The organism is Desulfobaculum senezii, assembly GCF_054657395.1.
The window spans coordinates 1,226,972-1,246,843 of record NZ_BAAHYU010000003.1; the positions used below are offsets into that span (position 1 = coordinate 1,226,972).

At 64.1% G+C, this 19,872-nt stretch carries 15 protein-coding genes; 3 read left to right on the plus strand and 12 right to left on the minus strand.

The window, feature by feature from the left end; translation table 11 throughout:
* Positions 1-7: 7 nt before the first annotated feature.
* Entirely contained in the window at positions 8-1,315 is a 1,308-nt protein-coding gene (gene dprA, locus ACYQ2T_RS14525) for a DNA-processing protein DprA (protein WP_459901507.1), read from the plus strand.
* A 53-nt stretch (positions 1,316-1,368) separates the two neighbouring features.
* Entirely contained in the window at positions 1,369-2,292 is a 924-nt protein-coding gene (locus ACYQ2T_RS14530) for a tyrosine recombinase XerC (protein WP_459901508.1), read from the plus strand.
* Positions 2,293-2,485: 193 nt separating this feature from the next.
* Here the strand turns inward: ACYQ2T_RS14530 and ACYQ2T_RS14535 are convergent, their stop codons facing one another.
* The 8 genes from ACYQ2T_RS14535 to ACYQ2T_RS14570 all read right to left on the minus strand — a co-directional run bounded on the left by ACYQ2T_RS14535 (position 2,486) and on the right by ACYQ2T_RS14570 (position 15,308).
* Complete coding sequence (locus tag ACYQ2T_RS14535) at positions 2,486-2,800, minus strand: hypothetical protein (protein ID WP_459901509.1); 315 nt, start codon at positions 2,798-2,800, stop codon at positions 2,486-2,488.
* A gap of 295 nt (positions 2,801-3,095) precedes the next feature.
* Positions 3,096-5,999 (minus strand): PD-(D/E)XK nuclease family protein, encoded by a 2,904-nt coding sequence (locus ACYQ2T_RS14540; RefSeq protein WP_459901510.1) that lies wholly within the window; start codon positions 5,997-5,999, stop codon positions 3,096-3,098.
* The gene (locus tag ACYQ2T_RS14545; RefSeq protein WP_459901511.1) at positions 5,987-6,442 is read right to left on the minus strand and encodes a 2-thiouracil desulfurase family protein; all 456 of its coding nucleotides are present in this window, start codon (positions 6,440-6,442) and stop codon (positions 5,987-5,989) included. The genes ACYQ2T_RS14540 and ACYQ2T_RS14545 overlap by 13 nt, the downstream gene beginning before the upstream one ends.
* Complete coding sequence (locus ACYQ2T_RS14550; RefSeq protein WP_459901513.1) at positions 6,435-9,689, minus strand: UvrD-helicase domain-containing protein; 3,255 nt, start codon at positions 9,687-9,689, stop codon at positions 6,435-6,437. The genes ACYQ2T_RS14545 and ACYQ2T_RS14550 overlap by 8 nt, the downstream gene beginning before the upstream one ends.
* Before the next feature lie 39 nt (positions 9,690-9,728).
* The gene (locus ACYQ2T_RS14555; RefSeq protein WP_459901515.1) at positions 9,729-10,607 is read right to left on the minus strand and encodes a DMT family transporter; all 879 of its coding nucleotides are present in this window, start codon (positions 10,605-10,607) and stop codon (positions 9,729-9,731) included.
* Positions 10,608-10,780: 173 nt separating this feature from the next.
* On the minus strand, positions 10,781-12,937 hold the full coding sequence (locus tag ACYQ2T_RS14560; protein ID WP_459901516.1) for an AsmA family protein: 2,157 nt from the start codon (positions 12,935-12,937) through the stop codon (positions 10,781-10,783).
* Positions 12,938-13,058: 121 nt separating this feature from the next.
* Positions 13,059-13,529, minus strand: coding sequence for a chemotaxis protein CheX (locus tag ACYQ2T_RS14565; RefSeq protein ID WP_404843101.1), 471 nt, complete (start codon positions 13,527-13,529; stop codon positions 13,059-13,061).
* A 144-nt stretch (positions 13,530-13,673) separates the two neighbouring features.
* Entirely contained in the window at positions 13,674-15,308 is a 1,635-nt protein-coding gene (locus ACYQ2T_RS14570; RefSeq protein WP_459901518.1) for a glycoside hydrolase family 3 protein, read from the minus strand.
* Between the two features lie 298 nt (positions 15,309-15,606).
* On the opposite strand from ACYQ2T_RS14570, the gene ACYQ2T_RS14575 reads away from it, so the two are divergent.
* Positions 15,607-15,846, plus strand: a complete 240-nt coding sequence (locus ACYQ2T_RS14575; RefSeq protein ID WP_404843099.1) for a hypothetical protein — start codon at positions 15,607-15,609, stop codon at positions 15,844-15,846.
* Positions 15,847-16,219: 373 nt separating this feature from the next.
* On the opposite strand, the gene ACYQ2T_RS14580 is transcribed toward ACYQ2T_RS14575, so the two are convergent.
* The 4 genes from ACYQ2T_RS14580 to ACYQ2T_RS14595 all read right to left on the minus strand — a co-directional run bounded on the left by ACYQ2T_RS14580 (position 16,220) and on the right by ACYQ2T_RS14595 (position 19,767).
* A complete protein-coding gene (locus ACYQ2T_RS14580) occupies positions 16,220-16,720 on the minus strand; it encodes a hypothetical protein (protein ID WP_459901520.1) in 501 nt (166 codons plus the stop codon).
* Positions 16,721-16,731: 11 nt separating this feature from the next.
* Positions 16,732-17,739, minus strand: coding sequence for a zinc dependent phospholipase C family protein (locus tag ACYQ2T_RS14585; RefSeq protein WP_459901522.1), 1,008 nt, complete (start codon positions 17,737-17,739; stop codon positions 16,732-16,734).
* Between the two features lie 121 nt (positions 17,740-17,860).
* Complete coding sequence (locus ACYQ2T_RS14590; RefSeq protein WP_459901524.1) at positions 17,861-18,283, minus strand: hypothetical protein; 423 nt, start codon at positions 18,281-18,283, stop codon at positions 17,861-17,863.
* 152 nt (positions 18,284-18,435) lie between these two features.
* A complete protein-coding gene (locus ACYQ2T_RS14595) occupies positions 18,436-19,767 on the minus strand; it encodes an ATP-dependent 6-phosphofructokinase (protein ID WP_459901526.1) in 1,332 nt (443 codons plus the stop codon).
* Positions 19,768-19,872 lie beyond the last annotated feature (105 nt).

Below are 19,872 nucleotides of genomic sequence, written 5' to 3' on the forward strand. Positions count from 1 at the left end.
TGCCGCCATGAACGCCGAGCGTCTTGCCGAGTACCGGGCCTGTCTGTCTCTCCGCCACTGTTTGCACATTGGCCCGCGTACATGGAAGCGTCTTTTGGACCACTACGGCTGCGCCCGCGACGCCGCCGATGATGTCCGCCAGTGGTGCGGGCTTGGCCTTGCCTCCGTCAGACAGGTGGAGAGCTACGTCCGCGGCGCGTGGGAAGCCGCCGTGGACGAAGAGCACGAGGCCGCCCGCAAATGCCGCCAACCCGTCCTGCTTTACGACGACCCCCGTTTTCCGGACCTGCTCCGCAGGCTCCCCGACCCACCCCTTTTGCTGTACTATTCCGGCGCCGTGGACTTGCTTCGCGGCGCCTGTGTTGCCGTGGTCGGCTCGCGCAGTTGCAGCGGGACGGGCATCTCGCACGCGCGGCGCATCAGCGCGGAGCTATCCGGCGCAGGCGTGACCGTGGTCTCCGGGCTGGCGTGGGGCATTGACAGGCAGGCGCATTTGGCCGGGCTGGATGGTCCCGGTTCGTCCATTGCCGTGCTTGGCACCGGGCTGGACCGCACCTATCCGCCGGAGAATGCCGACGTGCGCGCCCTGCTGGAGCAGCGCGGGCTTCTTGTCTCCGAGTTTGCCCCGGGCACAGGCCCGGCGGCGCAGAATTTTCCCTACCGCAACCGCATCGTCAGCGGACTGTCCCTTGGCGTGGTGGTTGTGGAGGCCGCGCGGCGCAGCGGCTCGCGCATTACGGCGCGGATGGCCCTTGAACAGGGGCGCGAGGTCTACGCCGTGCCCGGACCGGACGATATGCCGTCCTTTGACGGCTGCCGGGGGCTTTTGGACGAGGGCGCAACCCCTGCGGGCCATGCCTCGGACATCCTGCGCGACCTTGCCCCGCAGATCCGCGCGGTGATGGAAGGCGGCGCGGTGGCTGTGCGCCCCCAAAAGGCCGCCACCCCGCACGAGGGCCCAAAGCCGGAGCAGGGACGGCTTGCTGACGCCTTGGGCGCGCCCGGCGGGGCTGGCGCGGTCCCGGTTGTTGGTTCGGCTACGGACGCCGTTGTCCCCCGCAGCCCCGCACGCGTTGTGGCTGCCACGGGCGGCGCGGACCCTGAAGGCGCCGTGCAGGACGGGGACCGCTTTGCCGGGCTGGATGAGGATTCCCAGCTGGTGGTGGACGCCCTGCGCGGCAACGACCGCGTGCATATTGATACCCTCTCGCGCGATTTGGGCTGGCCTGCGGCGCAGACCAGCAGCGTGCTCCTGCTCCTTGAGGTGCAGGGGCTGGTGCACCAGTGGCCGGGCATGGAATATAGCCTTGAGTGATGCGCCCCGCGTTGGCGGCGCGCCTGCGCGCAAGGAGACAAGGACCACACAGCATGGACACGTTTGACGATTTTGCACTGCCGGATACGGCCATGGCCTTTCTGGGCTGGCTTGCCGTGGAAAAGGGCTACAGCACCGCCACGGTCAGCGCCTATGGCCGCGACCTTGAGCAGTTTGAAGGTTTTTTGGACGGCCGGGGCCTTAGCCTTGCCGAGCCGGACAGCGTGGACCGCACGCACGTACGCTCATTTATGGCGGAACTGCACCGCCGCAAGCTGGCGAAGACGACCGTGGGGCGCAAGCTGTCCAGCCTGCGGGCGTTTTTTAAGTATATGGCCAAGAATGGCATGGCGATGTCCAACCCTGTTGCGGGTGTGAAGAACCCCAAGCAGGAGGTGCATCACCCCAAGGCGCTGAATGTGGATCAGGCCCTTGCGCTGATGGAAGCCAAAACCGGGGCTGACCCGCGCTCCCTGCGCGATATGGCGCTTGCGGAACTTTTGTATGGTTCGGGCCTGCGCATTAGCGAGGCGCTGGGGCTGTCCGTGGATGATGTGGACACCGGCTCCGGCGTGGTGCGCGTTCTGGGTAAAGGCTCCAAGGAGCGTCTGTGCCCCTTGTCCGAGGCCGGAGCGCGGCGGCTGGATGAGTATATGGCCGTGCGGGACGAGTTTACGCAGAGCCTGACGCAGACGGCGCTGTTTCTTGGCGACCGCGGGGGCGCGCTCCAGCGGCGGCAGGCGAATCGCATCCTTGAGCGGCTGGCGAAGCTGGCGGGACTGCCAGAGGACGTGCACCCGCATATGCTGCGGCACAGCTTTGCCTCGCACCTTTTGGAGGCCGGGGCCGACCTGCGCAGCGTGCAGGAACTGCTTGGGCACTCGCGCCTCACCACCACCCAGCGCTACACCCACCTCACCATGTCCAAGATCATGCAGTCCTACGACAAGGCGCATCCTTTGGCGCGCAAAAAGTAATACGAATTTGGGCGCGTTGTGTGCGCGCCCTGCGCCCGCATGGCGGCTGTGGTGGCCGCCGTGCTACGGCGCGGGCTGTTGTCCGCGCTCCTTGCGCTCTGGAGCGCCGTACGCCACAGACAAGGCCGCCCGGCACCATCCACTGGATGGTGCCGGGCGGCCTTGTCTGTCCTTGGGGGGAAGAGTGGGGGAATTAGGACGCGTTGCAGGACCGGGGGGGCGGCGGAGCGTCCAGCGGCTCCAGCACGTCGCCAAGGGTGCTGCCAAGGATTTTCCCCGGCCACTTGTAGAAACAGTAGCCGTCCTCTTCAATGGTTTGCTCTATGCGGTGCTGTCCGCCCTTGGCAAAGGGCAGGTGCGAGGCATTGATGGAGCCTTTGGAGAGTGTCAGCGGCCCGAAGAGGTACAAAATGTTAAAGGGGACGATTTTTTCGGGCACGTCTCCCTTGCGGACGACGAGGTAGACCTTTGGAAAGTGTTCACCGCTGTAGGTCTTGTAAAGCGTCATACGCTTTGGTTCTCCCTTGCGGTCCCCCATATGGCCCCGAGACGGTGGCGGTCGAGGGGTGGCCGTCTTTCACGCGTGTGATGAGATATACGAAATACGGCTTGGTGCTACACATCACGCATGGTTTGCTTGATTTGTATCCCTACGTGTGAAGATAGACCAAAAGTCGCGTCGAGGCAACGGGTTGATGGGATGGAATTGGGTAAATCTGCGGGAAGGGCCGTGGGTGAAGGGAATATTTTTGCTGATAAAAAACGCGCCCCAAGCCATGTGGCCGGGGCGCGCGTGAGGTCCGTTATGATTTGGGGCAGGCAAAGCCGTAGGGGCACCAGTCGCAGTGCCGCCCGGGCCGCGCCTCAAAGCGTTCGCACGCGCTCATGTGGCGCAGCAGAAAGCGCACCGCCGTTGGCGTGAGGTCCGTGATGACGGCCTCTCGCATTTCGTCGTCGGCCCTTTGGGCGTTGAAGAGCGGGTTTTCCGCGCCTTGCGAGCGCAGTTCCACCCACGCGGCATTGGCGGGGAGGGTGCCCGTGGTTTTGGCGTAAATGGCGCAGTAGAGCGGCAACTGGATGCTGGGCAGGCGGTCTGCAAGGTGTGGCAGAGGGGAGTCCTCGCCCGGTTCCCATGTGGCGACACGGTCCCACAGCTCGTCGTCCGTCCACAGGCCGTGGGCGGGCACGCCCATGCCGCCGGTCTTGTAGTCAAGGATGAGCACGTCGCCGTCGCGCTCGTCCACGCGGTCGAAGACGCCGTTGATGAGGACGGAGGTCTCGTCCACCTCAAACGGCGTTTCAAAGCGGTCCTCCAGCTTGAGGATGGTGGTCATGCCCTGCCCGGCAAGGAAGCGCCGCAGGCGTTCGCGCCCGGTGCTTTCAAGGGCGGTGCGCATGTCCCACGGCATCTGCGAGAAAAAGGCCGACGCATGCAGCTGCTGGGAGAACAGGTCCATCAGCTCGCTTGCGGGCAGGGCGCCGATGTCCGTCGGTGTTCCCACATAGGGCGTTAAAAAGCTCTGGAGGACGCCGTGCACAAGGGTGCCAAGCTCTGCCGGATCGCCGTCCTCGCTGACTTCGTCCACAGGGCGCAGGGGCGTAAGCACCTGATAAAAGAAGCGCACCGGGCACCGCAGATAGGCGTCCAGCCGCGAGGCGGAGATGGATTTGGTAGCCAGCATGCGCTCCAGCGCGTCCTGAATGGTGGCGGTCTTTTCAATGGCATGCTCCGCTGTGGGGATGCCGCGCACAGGGAAGGAGACGGTCTCCAGCGGCGGCGCGCCACTTTCGATGCGGTGGCCGCGTTTCTTTTCCTCCTGCCACAGCAGTTCCTCCACAAAGCGGCTGCGTACGCTTTTGCCGCCAAGGGGACCTGCGCCGTCGGAGCCGCTTTGGTAGTAGATGCGCACGCTCTTTGCCCCGGCGATGAGGCGGTGGAAGTTGTGCGCGGAAACAAGGCTCCGGTGGCGGCCGTCCGGCAGGTTCAGTTCACGCCGCAGCGGGTCCGGCAGCAGCGGATCGTAGGCGGGCGCGCCGGGGAGCTTATCATCCGTGGCGTCCACGATGTGCACGGTGGAGAATTTCAGCAGGCGCGATTCCAGCATGCCCAGCACCTGAAGGCCCGTGAGCGGTTCTGCCTCAAAGGGGACGCGCTCGCGCCGGATAAGCTGGCGCAGGATGGAGAAGAGGACACTGCGCGAGGTTGGGTCGTGACTGATGGCGCAGTCCGTCAGGTCCGGGATGGTGCTTTTGACAAGGCGGAACAGGCACTCCGCGTCAATGGGGAAGCGGTGCCATGGGCCTGCGCCGTCTTCGGGCACCAGCACGGCGGCCACGCCGAGCAGGGCGTCGCCAAGGCCCGCAAGGTCGCGCACGTGTTCAAAACGCGTCAGGCAGGCGGTGAGCACGTCGCGCAGGCAGGCAAGCTGGACGTTCTTGAAGTGTTGGTCCGCGTCCTCGGGCCACGCGTCCGGCTCCGGCGCCCAGTCCAGCGGGTCCAGAAAGGTGCCGCCCGAGCGGATGGATTTTTCAAAGTGCCGCAGAATGCCGCGCATGGGCGCGGTGTCCCCCGGCTCCAGCATTTTAAGGTACGGATGCCGCAGCAGCGCGACAACCTCGCGCCAGTAGTAGCGGCCCGGCCCCTGCGAGGTCTCCTGCAGGCGCAGGATGATTTCCACAAGGCGGTGCACGCTGGAATGCGACAGCGGGTAGCCCATGGAGACGTTCACGTCCTTGACGGGCAGATGGTGGAGCACGGGCATCAGCGAGGCGGTGTCCGGGATGACCACGGCGGTGTCGCGCGGTTCTGCGCCGGTGAGGGTGTCCTCTAGGGCGCTGAGCTGCGAGTGCAGGTCAAAGCCCTCTACAAAGGACAGTTCCGGCTCTGCGATGGGCGCGGCGGAGTCCCGGCATTCGGGGATGGCGCTCCAGCGTTCCAGCCAGCGTTGGTGCTCGCTGCACGTCCAGTGGGCCTGATCGGGAAAGGTCGCCAACTGTGGGTCCGTATGCAGGACCACGTCGGCCCCCGCATGCTCCCACATGGCGCGAAAGAGGGCGTCCTCGGTGCCTGTGGTGGCGTAGAAGCCCGCAAGGATGATGGTTTTGCCGTCCATGAGCCGCGCCGCCTCTTCCCCGTGCTGGGCCACATAGCGGGCGTCGCGCCCCGGCGTGGTCCAGCCGCGCTCGGTCAGGCGGGCGTCATAGGCCTCGTGAATGCGGGCGAGGTGCTCCAGCAGTGCGGCGGCCATGGGCTGCACTTCCGTGGAGAGGTGGAGCAGGTTGCGCGGCGTGCGGGAGTGGCGGAACAGCTCCTCCAGCAGTTCGGCAAGGCGCGCGCCCCACGGGAAGAAGCGCTCGCGCTCAACGGGCAGTTCGCCAAGCAGGCCGCCCTCGGTCTGGCGCAGTTCGGCCACCACGTTATAGAGCAGGCCCGCCCGGTCAAGCAGGTTCACCGTGCGCAGGGGGCTGGGGTCCAGCTGGTGGCGCAGGTCCGTTATCCAGTCGTTCACGGATAGGGCCTCGGGCAGAAAGAGCGGCTTGGGCAGGCTCTCGTCGGCGCAGAGCAGTTCCACAAGGTGGCGGCGCGGGCGCTGGTGGGGAAAGACCACCACGGCGCCGCGCATGTCGCCGCCGGTACGCTCCACAAGAATATCGCGCAGGGCGGGGATGAAATCCTGCCGCCAGTCAACAAGGATTACTCGGGACATGCGGCGTCCTTGGCGGTGAACGTCTCTTCATTCATGACGGTGATGCCCTCGGCCTTGCACAGGGCCGCAAAAATACCGTCACCGGGGATGAGTGTGCCGGAGAAGGTGCCGTCATAAATGCGGCCCGCCCCGCAGGAGGGGGAGCGCATCTTGAGGACGGCGGTGCGGCATCCGGCAAGGCGGGCAAGGCGCAGTGCCTCGCGCGCGCCGCGGGTGAACTGTTCTGTGACGTCCTCGCCGCCGTCGGTTACCACGCGTCCGTCGCGGCGCTCCGAGCAGGGGCGCGGGGTGGGCAGGCCGCCCAACTGTTCCGGGCAGACGGGGATGGCGCGGCCCTGACGCACCAGTTCCACTACGGCGTCGCAGGCGTTGTCCTTGCCGTCGTAGCGGGTGGCGCACCCGGCAAGGCAGGCGCTGACGATGAAGATTTCAGAATCAGGCATTGGTCGGCTCCTGACGACGCGGACTGACGTCGACGGTGATTTTGCGGTCCAGATAAATGATGGTGCCGTGGTGCGGCGCGGGCAGGGCGTCCATGGCCGCCACAAGGCGCAGATAGCGGCGGACCTGCTCCTCGTGCGCAGGGTCTGGCGCGCCGGTTTTGTACTCCACAACGTGGGTGCCCTCAGGGCCAGTAACCAGCAGGTCCGGGCGGTGCTCGTTGCCCTCGGCGTCGAGGATGGGGCATTCGGGCGCGCCGTTCTGGCGCCAGCTGAGGAAGCCGGGCACGGTGACCACCCAGCGCAGGATGTCTTCGGCCTCTGCGGTGATGGCGGAGCGGGCCTCAGCGCCAACGGGCAGGATGTCCGCATGCGTTGCCACGGCGCTTTCTGCGGCGCGGCGGGTGGCGGCGTCCATGTCGTCTTCAACGCGCAGGCGGTCGAGGGCGGTATGCATGAGGGTGCCGCGTGCGCGCTCGTCCCATGTGCGCCCGGCCAGCAGCTCATCGTGCGAAAGGTCGTCCTCAAAGTGGCGGTGAATCTTGAGGCGCGGCAGCCACGCCATGGGGCGCGCTGGGGTCTCGGCGGTGTGGCGGTCCTCGGCGGACAGGGGCGCGATGTCGCCGCCTTCGGGCTGGGACCCGGCAAGGGTGTCCGGCAGGGGCGCGTCCGGGATGCGTGGCCGCACGCCGTGTTCGCGGAATTCCGCATCATCCGCCGTTTGCCACAGGTCCGCGCCGACGAGGGCGTCCACGCCCTTCACAAAGGGGTAGCCCTGAAAGCGCTTGGTGGATGTGAGCAGGCAGTAGAGTTCCTCCACCGGGCGCGTCCACGCCACGTACAGCAGGTTCAGTTGCTCCTGCATGACCTTGGCGGTGTGGTTCCAGTACAGGTCGTCCAGCTCTTTGCGCAGGTGGACCAGCAGGCGGGTGGCGCCTTGCTCCACGGCCACAAGCTCGTTGCGCGGGTCCGCGTTCCAGTGGTGGAAGGGCACCACGCAGACGGGAAATTCCAGCCCCTTGGACTGATGGATGGTCATTACGCGCACGGCGTCAATGCTCTCCGGGAGGGGCACTTTTTCCTCGCCGCCGGATTGCGTCCAGTATTCAAGGAAGGCGGACAGGGACTGCCTGCCGGATTCCTCGGCGGCGTGGACCACTTCCATAAACCGGCGCACGAACAGCTCGTCCTGCGGGTGGCGCTCAATGATGTGAAAGTGCGCGGCCACTTCGCGGACCATGTCGTAGGGGCTCATCAGCCCGGCCTGCTGCTGGAAGGGCGCAATGTGCCTGTCCCATGCCTCGGGAAAAGCCTCGCGGAAGCGCGGGAACAGCGGACCGCGCTCGCAGGTGGCCAGCCAGTCCGTCAGGGTGTCGATATCCAGCCCCGTGTGGCGCAGGAAGATTTCATGCCCGGAGACGAACTCCCACAGGGCAAGGTCGTCAAAGGGATAGTCGAGAAAGGTCATCAGCGCGGCAAGCTGGCGGATGATGGGGTGCTCGGCAAGGCTGAGGCTGTTTTCGGTAATGACCGGAACGCCCCATTCAATGAGCCAGCGCGACACTTCCGACGCCTCGGCATTGGAGCGCACCAGCACCGCCACGTCGGAGCACGGACGGCGGCGCAGCAGGTCGCCAAGGAACATGTCGTGCAGGCGGTCGCGCACGGCCTCGAAGAGTTCGGCCTTGTCGTCGCGGAAGACGCGCTCAAGGCGCACGTAGCCGCCGGAGCCGGCCTTGGGCGGGGCCACTTCCTGCGCGGTGCCGGTAAAGGCCGTGATGAGGTTTTCCGCAAAGGCTTCACGCGCGTGCTTGGGCGCGCCGTCCTGCATGGCGTTTGCCACAACGCGCGCCGTGGCAGGGTCCGCCAGCCGCTCAAAGACCTGATTGTTGAAGTCGACAATGACTTCGCTGCTGCGCCAGTTGCGGGGCAGGGTGGCGCGGGTGGCCTCCACCATGGCCGAGAGCTCTTCGTCCTCTGGAATTTCGTCAAACAGGCGGGCGTCGCCGCCGCGCCAGCCGTAGATGGCCTGCTTCACGTCGCCCACAAAGAACATGCCGCCGCCCTTGGCGACGCATTCCGCCGTCAGTGGGCGCAGCGCCAGCCATTGGTCGCGGCCCGTGTCCTGAAATTCGTCAATGAGCATATACATAAGGCGGGTGCCCATGCGGCAGTAGGCATCGGGCACGCCCGTTGCGTCGTCCAGCAGGCGGTGGGCAATGGCGGGGCACTGCCCATTGAGGAGCACGCCGGAGTCTTCCTCCAGCTTTTTCAGCCCATCCAGCAGGCGGTCCGCCAAGGGGATGAAGGGCGCAAGGTTGCGCGCGCTTTCGAAGACCGGGCGCAGGTCCTTATAGACCGTCCATGCGGTTTGCAGCGCGGCAAAGGCGTCCTCTGCGGCGTCCGGCACGCTGTTCTTGGCGGCTTTTTTGACGCAGTCCGCAAGGCAATCCTTTTGGATATAGGCGGACTTGGGGACATCGCCGCGTTCCGTGTGGGCGACGCACTTGTCCAGAAACTTGGCAAAGTTGGCCAGCACGTCCACGTTGTGCTCCGCAATGACGTCCTGCATGGAGCGTGCGGCATCCGTGAAGCGTTGGCGGTGGGTCACGACCACATCGTGCAGGATGCGCGGGTCCGTCTGGAAGGGCGCGGGGTCGCCAAGGCGGTAGCGCAGTACGGCGGTGAGGCGCTCGCGAAAGCTCTGGCACAGGTTAAAGCCGGGCTTATTCTCCATATGGAGCATGGCGCTCAGGGCTTCGCGGATCATTTGCTGTTCATCCTCGCCGCCATCCTCGGCGCGGGCGGTGAGGCCGTCGAACAGTTCCGCAAAGACCTCGTCCACGTCGAAGATAACGTCAAAGTCCGGCGCAACGCCGATTTCCAGCGCGAAGATGCGCATGAACATATTCAGCAGGCTGTCGATGGTGCGGATGTTCAGCTGGTGGTAGTGGCGCAGGATGCGGGTCAGCCACAGTGCGGCTTCGCCCTTGCTCCATTCCCCCGCAGGGCCGCCCGTTTCGCCGAGGGCGCGGTCCTTGAGGGAGGAGACCACGCGTTCTTTCATTTCTGCGGCGGCCTTGTTGGTGAAGGTGACGGCCAGAATTTCGGACCAGCCGTACCCTTCGCCGGGGACAGCGCCGCATGCGGCGGGCACGCCGTCGCTGGCCTGCTGGAGCAGGCGCAGAAAGCGCGAGGTGAGTTCAAACGTCTTGCCGGAACCGGCGGAAGCCTTGACTTGTACGAGCATAGCGTCTTTGCGGATGCGGGTTGTGGGTGCGTCCGGGCGTTAGTCCGGAAGGGGCGCTTCGGCGCGTCTGCCGTCGAGGATGATGAGGATGACGGCGCCAAGGATGAGCGCGCTTCCCATATATCCCATAACGCTGAAACTTTCATCCCACCACACAAAGGCGATGGACGAGGCGACAACAGGCTCAATGGTGGCGGCAATGGATGCCCGCGTGGCCTCCAAATGCTTCAGCCCGGCATAATAAAAGGAGTAGGCAAGGTAGGTGGACAGGATGCACACCGCAAAAATGGCCGCCCATGCGCCGGGGGTTTTGTCGTGAAAGTCCACCATGGGGAACAGCACCAGCGCGCCAACAGGCAGGCCGTAGAAAAACAGCTGCGGCGTGGTGTAGCGCGGCATGAGGCGCTTTCCGAAAATAAAATACATGGCGTAGGTCATGCCCGAGGCAATGCCAAAGACAATGGCGGTGACGGACAGCGTGGCCGCGTCCGCGCCGGAGAAGACGCCGCTCACGCCGGCCACGCCCACAAGGGTGGCAACCACGGCGGCGACCTTGGCGGGCGTCATTGTTTCGCCCAGCACCAGCCACGCCATGATGGCGACCCATGCCGGTGCGGTGTACATCAGTACGCAGGCCATGGCCGCGCCGCCAGCCTCAATAGCCAGCTGATACACGCCATAGAACGCCGCAACGCAGATCAGGCCAAAGGACAGCACAGCCATCCTGTCGCCACGGTCAATGCGCAGGCTTCTGCCGCGCAGGGCTTGGAAGGCGAAGGGAACAAACGGGATGGCGCAACGCCAGAAGGCGATTTCCAGCGGCTGGACGCCATAGGAGAATGCATATTTGGCCAGCGGGCCGGTAATGCCCCACAGCGTGGCGGCGATGATGACGTAGAGGTAGCCTTTCGCGGTCATTGGTCTTTTCCGGGCGTAGAGGTTCACAAGGTGTGGTCATCCGTATGCGTTGGCAAACGGGGAACCATGCCTTTGAAGCCGGAGAAAAGCAACCGGGAAGACGCCCGGCGCGACAGGGAAAAATGGGGTGCGCCAGGCGGCGTGGTTGGATGGAAAAGCCGGGGCGGTGGGGACTATTCTTCGATGCGCTTTTTGCCGCCAAAGATGGAGTCGAGGCCCTTGCCTATGCCTTTGCCTATGCCCTGAATAACGTCTTTGCCGATGTCGAGGGTGCCCTTGCCCACATCACCGCCGATGTCGAGGGCCTTTTTGCCTACATCCAGCGGGCTGGTGACAAGATTTTTGAGGAACGCCGTCTTGTTGAGGGAGAAGGACGGGTCCGTGACCGGGCCGCTGATGCTAAAGGGCACACTGGGCAGGGCGGAGATGCTTATGGCGGTGTTATAGTCCACCCAGTTGCGCGACAGGTCCAGCGTGCCATTGCCCACGCCCTTGAGGTGTGGGGCGGTGAGCACGGTGTCGTTGGTGGAGACCAGTCCGTCGCGGACCTTGAGGCTGGCGCTGAGGCTCTGGAAGGGCTGCTGTTTTTCGATGTTTTTTTTGGTGCGGTTTTGCGGGTCGTGCTGCGCGGCTGCGGCCCGCACCGGCTCCGGAATAATCTGGAAGCCCTTGAACACGCCGTCGCGCAGGGTGACTGCCGCCACGCCGTCGAGGGTGCGGCTGAGGGTGGACCAGCTTTCCCCCGTGCCGGAAACATCAAGGCTGGCGGTGGTGGTCCCCGTCACGTAGTCCTTGCCCGCAAATTCCGTGAGCACGGAACCAAGGTTCAGCCCGTCCACGTTGGCCTTGAGAGAGGACGTGGTGGTGTCCGTGCGCATGTCTGTGGTGAAGGCCGTTTGCAGGCGGCCACCAAAGGCTCCGGCGGAGAACGGATTGATGCGGATGAGGCCGTCAAGGGCCTGCACCTTCACCTGCACGTCGTTGAAGCGCAGCTTATGCACCTTGAGGGTGCCGACCTTGAGGGAGCCGTCCACCTTGAGGGAGCGTAGGAAGGCTTTGTCGATGCCTGCGCCGTCGCCCTCGGCAGAGGTCGCGTTTTTCCCGCCGGTGGACGCTTTGCCGCCGCCGTCCTCTTCCTGAGCCGGAGGCAGGTAGCGGTTCACATCCAGTGCGTCCGCCACAAGGTTGAATGCCACGTCCGGCGTGTCAAAATCCCTGACGCGGGCAGAGCCGGACAGGGACGTGTCGTCCAGCACAAGGTCCAGCCTTGGCACATTCACCGACGTTGGCGTTACCGAGGCGGTGATGTCCAGCTTGGCGCTTTGCAGCGTGGTGGGGTCTGCCGTTTCTGGCTCCGGCAGGTCCAGCGTGCGCATAACCTGACGCGGGTTGAACTGTTTGAAGGACAGATCCGTGTCTACCTGCGGTGTGGCGTCAAAGTGCTTGATGTCCACCTTGCCCGTCACGTCCAGCCCAGCGGCCTTGAGCGCCAGCTGTTCAATGGAAATGTTGCCTTTGTTCAGGTCAATCATGATGTCGGCGGAGACGGCGGCTTCGATTTCCTCGCCGGGGATGTCCTCTCCCGCTACGGCCAGATTGAGCGAAGCGTTCTTGAGCGTATGCCGGGTGAAGTCCGGCGAGACCTCGGCCTGCGCCGCAAGGCGGATGTCGCCGCTGAGGGCGGGCTTGTTCGCCGCCGCCGTGGTGGCAAAGGTAAAGTCAAAAGGACGCCCCGGCGCAAGGGGACCGGTGCTGAATTGCAGACTGCTCAGGCGGTAGCTGTCGCCGGTTGAGGCATCGTCCCATGCGATGCGCGCGTTACTCAGGGACACACTGCCAACGGCAAGGGAGGAAACGGGAAGCGCCGAGCCGCCCGCATCCGTCTGCGGGGCGGGGCTGGCTGGTTCGACAGCTGGCGCCGCCTTCTTGGCCTGAAGGTCTGCCCAGTTGGTTGCGCCCTTGGCGTCGCGCGCAAGGTGCAGGGACAGGCCGTCAACGTTCACGTGTTTGACGTGGACGTCCTTGCTCAAAAGCGGCAGCAGCTTCACCTGAATGGACGTATGTGCGGCCTCGGCAAAGGGGGCTTCCCCAAAGCCCTGCGCGTTGGACAGCGCAACAGGGCCAAGCTCCACCCCAAGCCACGGGAACACGGACAGGCCGATATCACCATTGAAGGTGAGGGTCCTGCCGGTGTGCTTGTGGACAAGGTCGGCGATCTCGTCCTTGTAGTCGTTGGGGTTCAGATAAATGGGGGCCAGCACGGTTGCTAGGGCGACGAGCGTAACGAGCACCGCCCCGATAAGGCCGAAAATGATAAAGGTCTTCTTCATGATTAAGCCTCACTGCCGGAGGAAGTTGTGCCGGAGATGCGCATGGGCGTGTGAGCAACGGGGAGAGGGCAAGGCGCCGCCGACAAACCGGCGCAAGAAGTCAGCGCGCGTGCGCGTGGCATCACTCCAAGGAGACCTCGACGGTGAAGTCCCCTTGATCCGTGGAAAAGGGGATGGCGAGGATAGGTTCCTTGGAAATGTGGGTGATGGTGTGATTTGTGCCCATGATGACCGTGGGGATGCCGCCTTCAAACGTCATGCCTACTTCGGCAAGGCCCTTGCGTGCCTGACCGGAAATCATATTGGTGATTTCGCCCACAGCGTCGCGGATGTCCTGCCCCATTTCGGTGATGGGTTCACCCAGCATATTGCTGACGATGGTCAGAATGCTTTTTTCCGTAAAGGTGACGGAGATGGTGCCGTTGCGCTCACCGGACATGCTGATGACGCCGGTGACGTCTCCCATGGCGACCGTGTCGCGCTTGATGTAGGGCTGGCCGGATTTAACCTCGATCATAGCCATGGTCGAGATGACGCTTTTTACTGCGGCCAGGAACGGTTTAACTATTCTCACATCGTCCTGGATGCTCATGTGCTGTTTCCTTGCTCGGTTGTGGGAATGATTGGGAGTCCAGTAAATGTACCAGCCATGCGTGGTGGAATCAATGACCAGAGCGTTTCTGGTGCGGCTTTATCGCGCGCATGGCATTGGTAGGGGCAAATGCGCCGCCCGTCGCTATTTGGCGTGGAACAGGGTTCGTGCCAAGGCCCTGATGCTGGCCGGAACCGATGACCACGTGGCCACCATGCAGGGGATGTCCGTCTCTGCAAGCACCGCGTGGGGCATGTCCAGCGCAGCGGCAACCACGGGCGCCTGCGCACCCGCCTTTTGCACAAGGGCGCGGAGAAAGGCAACCTGTTTCGGGGCCTTCCCCGTCTTGCCAATGAGTACAATGATGGGGCGCTCGCCTGCCCGCGCCGCCACTGTGGCGGCATCCTGCTCCGCCGGGTGCGCGGGGATGCGGATAAGGCATGTGCCGCTTGGAAAGGCCGTTAGGATATCGTCAGCCGTGGCGACGCCCTTGGGAAGGACCACCACCGGCGCGGAGCTTTTGGGCAGGGGCAGCAGGTTTTGCGTGTCCCGCAGGATGCGGGTTCCGGCCAGAGCAATGGCGTCTGCGGCGCGGCGGCTGCCCAGCGTGCCAACACGGCGCGCCGCGGCCTTGGCATCCACCAGCCGTGGCTGCAACGCGCCAAGCTGCGCCTTGACGTGCAGGATGCGGCGTACGGATGCGTCCAGCCGCTGCCGCGAGATATCACCCCGGCGCGCGGCGCGCAGGACCGTGTCCATGGCGTCCAGCGCCTCCTGAGGCGAGTGCCCCTTGTCCGCGCCAAAGAGCAACAAATCCGCCCCAGCCTGAAAGGCCCGAAGCGCAGCATCGCCCGCACCAAAGGTGTTGGCAATGGCCCCCATACCGAGGGAGTCGGTCACAACAAGGCCTGCAAAGCCCAGTTGCCCACGCAGGACGTCCGTCAGCACCCGGCGCGAGAGAGTGGCCGGAACATCCGGGTTCGGCTCAAGGGCGGGAACGGCAACATGCGCGGTCATGATGGCCGGTGCCGCTTGGGCAAGCTCCCGAAACGGGGCCAGTTCCACGGCGTCCAGCCGCTTGCGAGGATGCGCCACGCGGGGCAAGTGCAGGTGGGAGTCAAATCCCGTATCCCCATGCCCCGGAAAATGTTTCAGCACCGGCAGAACACCGTGTTCCATCGTCGCCTCCATGGCCGCGCGGGCCATGGCCGTCACCTGCGACGGCGTGCCGCCAAAGGAGCGCACCCCAATAATGGGATTATCCGGATTGGAATTGACATCCGCGTCCGGTGCAAAGGTGACATTAATCCCCACCGCGCGCATTTCCTGCGCCATGATGCTTGCCGCGCGCGCCGCATGGTCCGGCGAGCCGCTGGCCCCAATAGCCGCCGCGGACGGCAACACGGTGAAGCCGTTCTTCAGCCGCACCACGGGGCCGCCTTCCTGATCAATACCAATCAGGAGGCCGACGCCCGCACCAGATTTCGCCGCCATACGCTGCGCCGCATTGGTCAGCCGGGCAACCTCCGTCGGCGTGCCAACATTGTCCGTAATATCATACAGAATAATGCCGCCAGCGTGGCGGCGGGTGATGGCTTCACGCAGCAGCGGCGCATTCTCGCGCCCCTCGAACCACACCATGAACAGCTGGCCCACCTTTTCCTCAAGGCTCATGTGGGACAGCGTGGCGTCCACAGTGGACTGCGCCGCTGCGTGCCCTACGGTGGGCGGCCAGAAAAGGACAGCACACAGGATGAATGTCAGGAAAAATCGTTGCATGCGCCAACAATCTGGAAAAGCACAGGGTTCGTCAACCCCCTTTGGCGCATTCTCGCAACGTCGTTTCAGGAACTGTTAAACCCGCTTCATGGCCCAGTATGGTTGTACAATACCAATGCGCAGCATGCATGTTGCGCCTCATCGCGCGTGTACTGGCTCTGCTATGCGCGATGAGGCGGACGGTAAAACAAAATCTCCTAATGCGCTGGTATGCTTTTGGATTGCTTGAATAAGTATTGTGTTTTCTTTTTGTGGGGGTATAGTGGAGGCGTCCCCCGGTGGTGCTCGGAGGTGAACCATGGAATACAAGGAATCCGATCTGCCCGTTGAGATTCATCACGGGGAGATACTGACCTTAGACGACGGGACGGCCTTGCGCTTCGAAAGCAACGGCGAAGCCAAGGATGTCTTCCTAGGCGATGCCTGGTCCCCAACCGTGCAACTGTTTCCCGCCAACGAACATACGTTCGAGGCCGGAGGCAAAACCTTCAAGCTGACCGCCTTGTTCGAAGACGCGCTTAAGGTCGAAAAAGCCTAGCGCCCTGAACTCTTTACCTCCCGGGGGAAGAGTGAAGGCCCGCCGCACCGCGGCGGGCCTTTTTTTGGGTGCCATGTGATGGGCCGGGTCGTTACGCCGTGAGTCGAGAGGGGGCCTCCGGCGGCTTAAGGGCCGTGGGCGCTTAAGAATCCCAAGGTTTTCGGGCTGGAAGCCAGCCCGAAAAAAGGGGGTGGGTATGGCCCTTACGTTGGGGCGGTTGCCCGCGTGGGCGAGGCGTTGTCGGGGCCTGATAGAGGCTGCGTGTGTGGGACGCAAGACTGGCGTATAAATGGGATCGTTAAGGGCCCACGGCCCTTAACCCGCCGGAGGCTTTTCCCTTTGCCGGGTCGTGTCGAAGCGCCGGAGGCCCTCTTTATTTCCCTGTGCCTCGACGCCCCCGTTTGCCGGGCAGAAAGGTCCGGCTGAGGAAGGAAGGTGAGAGGGCGAGCCATGGGCGGCGGATGAAGGCGTCTGGGAGGAGGTGGTACCAGCGGTAGCCGAGGCTGTGAAAGTAGGTACGGGTGTGCTGGGCGAAGCCGGTTTCGTCGGCGGCGCGCAGGGCGGCATCGCGTTGGCAGCGGGAGCGCGCGACGTGGTGCACGATGCGCGGATGGAAGCCGAAGCGCTCGAAGGCATCGCGCAGCCGCTGGTATTCGCGATAGCGCGTCATGGCGTCGGCGGCGGCGAGAATGCTGACGCCGAGGGCGGCGAAGGCGGAGAACCAGAGGAGGATGGCGAGGGCGACGCGGCCATGGGCGATGGCGTCTATGGCCTCGATGCCGCTGAGGCACGAGAGGAAGAGGAAGACGCACTTGGTGGCGTGGGGGAGCGGTGTCGCCCGAACGTAGGAAACGCTTCGTCGCCAGAGTCGCATTGTGGTGAGGGCTAGCCGGTGGTGCCGGTGGGCGGCAGGGACTGCGAGCCGGCGCGGCGGCGCGTCCCGCGCAGGCGGCGCGGCGGATGATGTTTCAGAAGCAGGGCGGCGTCGATGTGTGCACTGCGCCGGGGCGGGCGAACGCCGACGAGGTCGGACGGTACGGGATACATGGTGCCAAGCCGCCGCGGTCCGTGATGGAGCTTGCGGCGGTAGCGTTTGCGCATGATTTGTTTGACGCTCCACAGGGCGCGGGTGCCCACGGGGTCATGGGCGAGGGCGGCGGCGGAGTCGGGATTGCGGAGCACTTCGCCGACGACGTTGATGCTGAGGGCGAACATGTCGTGAAAGTAGGGCTGCACGCCGGTTGGCGCGAGATGCCGCCGCGCAATGTCGAGAGAATGGCCGAGGCTTTTGCGCTCGGTCAGCCGCAGGCTGTTGTGGACGAGGTGCTTCTTGAGCACGAAGGGAAGCTTGGTGCAGCCCATGGCGGCAAGCAGGGTGACGTCGGCTTCGGCGTTTTGACGGCGCAGCAGGCGGCGGGCCTTGCGCTTGTCCCAGCGGACAAGGTTGTCCGCCAGCATCTCTGTATAGACATGGCTGAGCTTTCCGGCCATGGGCATGGCGGAGAGCATGTTGGGCACGTAGTGATTATGGGCGATGGTGTCCGCAGCAAGGTGCGACAGATAGCCCAGCGCGTAGGCCTGCACCTTGGGGCTGGGCGCGGAGGCGCGCAGGGTCTGGGCGACGTTCCAGTTGTGGCTGTGCGTTGGGTGCACGGTGGAGCCTTTGCCGACGAAGATGTCGGCGCTGAGCGCGCCATACAGAAACGAGCTGGGATACGTCCGCAGCAGCTCCGCAACAAGGGGCGGCAGCAGGGACAGATTGCTCAGAAAATACTCGCCAATGGCGATGTGCACGCCGGGCCCCCACGCCAGTGCGTCGCGGTCCGGATAGAGAATGACGCCAATGCAGGCGACAAGGGCCACAAGGGCCCTGAGGAAATGAGTGTTGCGCATCCCCATACAATAGCCATAGGTGAGCCCTTGTCAATTCGGGCCATAATAGCCTGAGATGCATGGCTTTTTGAGCATATGGGCGCGGTGGTGGGAGTGCGGGTGAAATGCTGGAACGATGCCTCTAGGGCGTTTTGCGTGGCGCGGCGCGCTGTTGGGGGCTGTTGCCGTGCGGCGCAACAATGACCACAAAGGCAATGGTGTCGCCAAAAACTTCGTAGAACGTGGAAATTGTGTAGTGCGAGGGCGGATGGCGAAGGCCGATGACGACCTGAACCTGCCCGCCGACGCGGCGGTAGGCGCTGGTGAGGTGCGTGAGATGCTGGCCGTCAAGGTCTTGCCGTGCGGGGGCATTCCAGCGGTCTGCGCCAGTGACGTCGAGCACGATGCGCGGCTGGGCGCCATCAAGGACGGTGAGTTCAGGGATGGAGACGTCCGGGCCGTGAAATTTCATGGTGACGCGTTCCTCCTGCGCGTGGGCGGCGCGGGGGATGGCGGCGGCGCAGAGGGCGAGCACCAGAAGGAGCGTGGCGAGGCGTCGAAGCATAAGTCACCATAGAAAGAGGCTGTGCACGTGGTGGTCAACTGAGCGTATATGGGACCGCGGCATCCTTCGGGCCGCTTTGTGAAGGCGGCGTGTGGCGGGACGCGTGGCTCTGTGTTTTGCCCGCCCGGTGCGTGCCGGGCGGGCAGGGTGAGCTATTTGCGCTGTCCGCTAAAGCAGGACGGCATGTACATAAATTGGCCCGTGGATTCGAGGACGGAGCGCCAGTAGTCGGAGTCCGTCTTGATGGTGCGGCGGTTGGTGGTGACAAGATGCAGGGGCAGATGAATGTAATGCCCGCGCATTTTGCTGATGACCATGCCGGTTTTGCCTGCCATGGCGGCGTGCACCGCATGCTGGCCGAGGAAGCCGCAGTAGACGCGGTCGTTGGCGTTGGCCGGGACCGAGCGGATGATGTAGCTGGGGTCGATGAATTTGAGGGTGAGCGGCAGGTCCTTTTCCTTGAAGTGCTCACCAATGCGGTTGCGCAGAATGGTGCAGATTTCGCCAAGGATGGGGTTGCCGGAGGCGTCGGTGTCTCCGGAGGTTTCGCACAGGTCCTGCCCTGCGCCTTCGGCCACGACAATGACGGCATGTCCGCGCTTTTCAAGGCGTTTTTCAAGGGCGTCCAAAAGGCCGCCTTCGCCTTCCAGTGGGAAGGGGGCTTCGGGGACGAGGACGAAGTTGACGACCTTGAGGGCCAGGGTGGCCTGCGCGGCGATAAAGCCGGACTCGCGCCCCATGAGCTTGACCATGCCGACGCCATTGTAGGCGCCGGTCGCCTCGGTGTGGGCGCAGTCGATGGCGAGGGTGGCGGCCTCGACGGCGGTGTCGAACCCAAAGGACTGATAGACGAAGTTGATGTCGTTATCGATGGTCTTTGGGATGCCGATGATGGAGATTTTGAGTTTACGGCGCGTTACTTCCTCAAGGATGCTTTCGGCGGCGTGCATGGTGCCGTCCCCGCCGATGAGGAAGAGGACGGAAATATTCATGCGCTCCAGCGCGTCTACAATTTCCTCCGGCGGCTGCGGCCCGCGTGAGGAGCCGAGCATGGTGCCGCCAAACATGTGGATGTCCGAGACGGACTCGGGGGTGAGTTCCTCGATGGGGTGGCCGTACTTGGGGATGAAGCCCTCAAGGCCGTAGCGGATGCCGAGGGTTGCGGCCACGCGGTAGTTGTGGTGCGCCTCCATGACGATGGCGCGGATAACGTCGTTAATCCCCGGGCACAGTCCGCCGCAGGTGACAATGGCGCATTTGGTCTTGGAAGGGTCGAAATAGGTGTGCTCGCGCGGGCCGGCGAGCTCCAGCTTGAGAATTTGGTTGGGCGCGGTGCCGTGGTCCAAATCCTGCGCGATGTTGATTTCCGTGGTGGCGGAGTCGTCCGTGAACCGGCAGTAGGGCATGTTGGACGGTATTTTTGCCGGACCGAGAGTGGGAATCTTGGTATCCAGACGCTTGCCGCTTTTCTTGGACGTCGGCATGAGGGGTGTTCCTCCGGGGTTGCCAGTGCGTGGCCAGACGTTGGCCTGCTTGTGTGTTGGTCGTGGGCGTCTTGTTTCTGTCTAGCATACTCCGCGTGCTTGGAA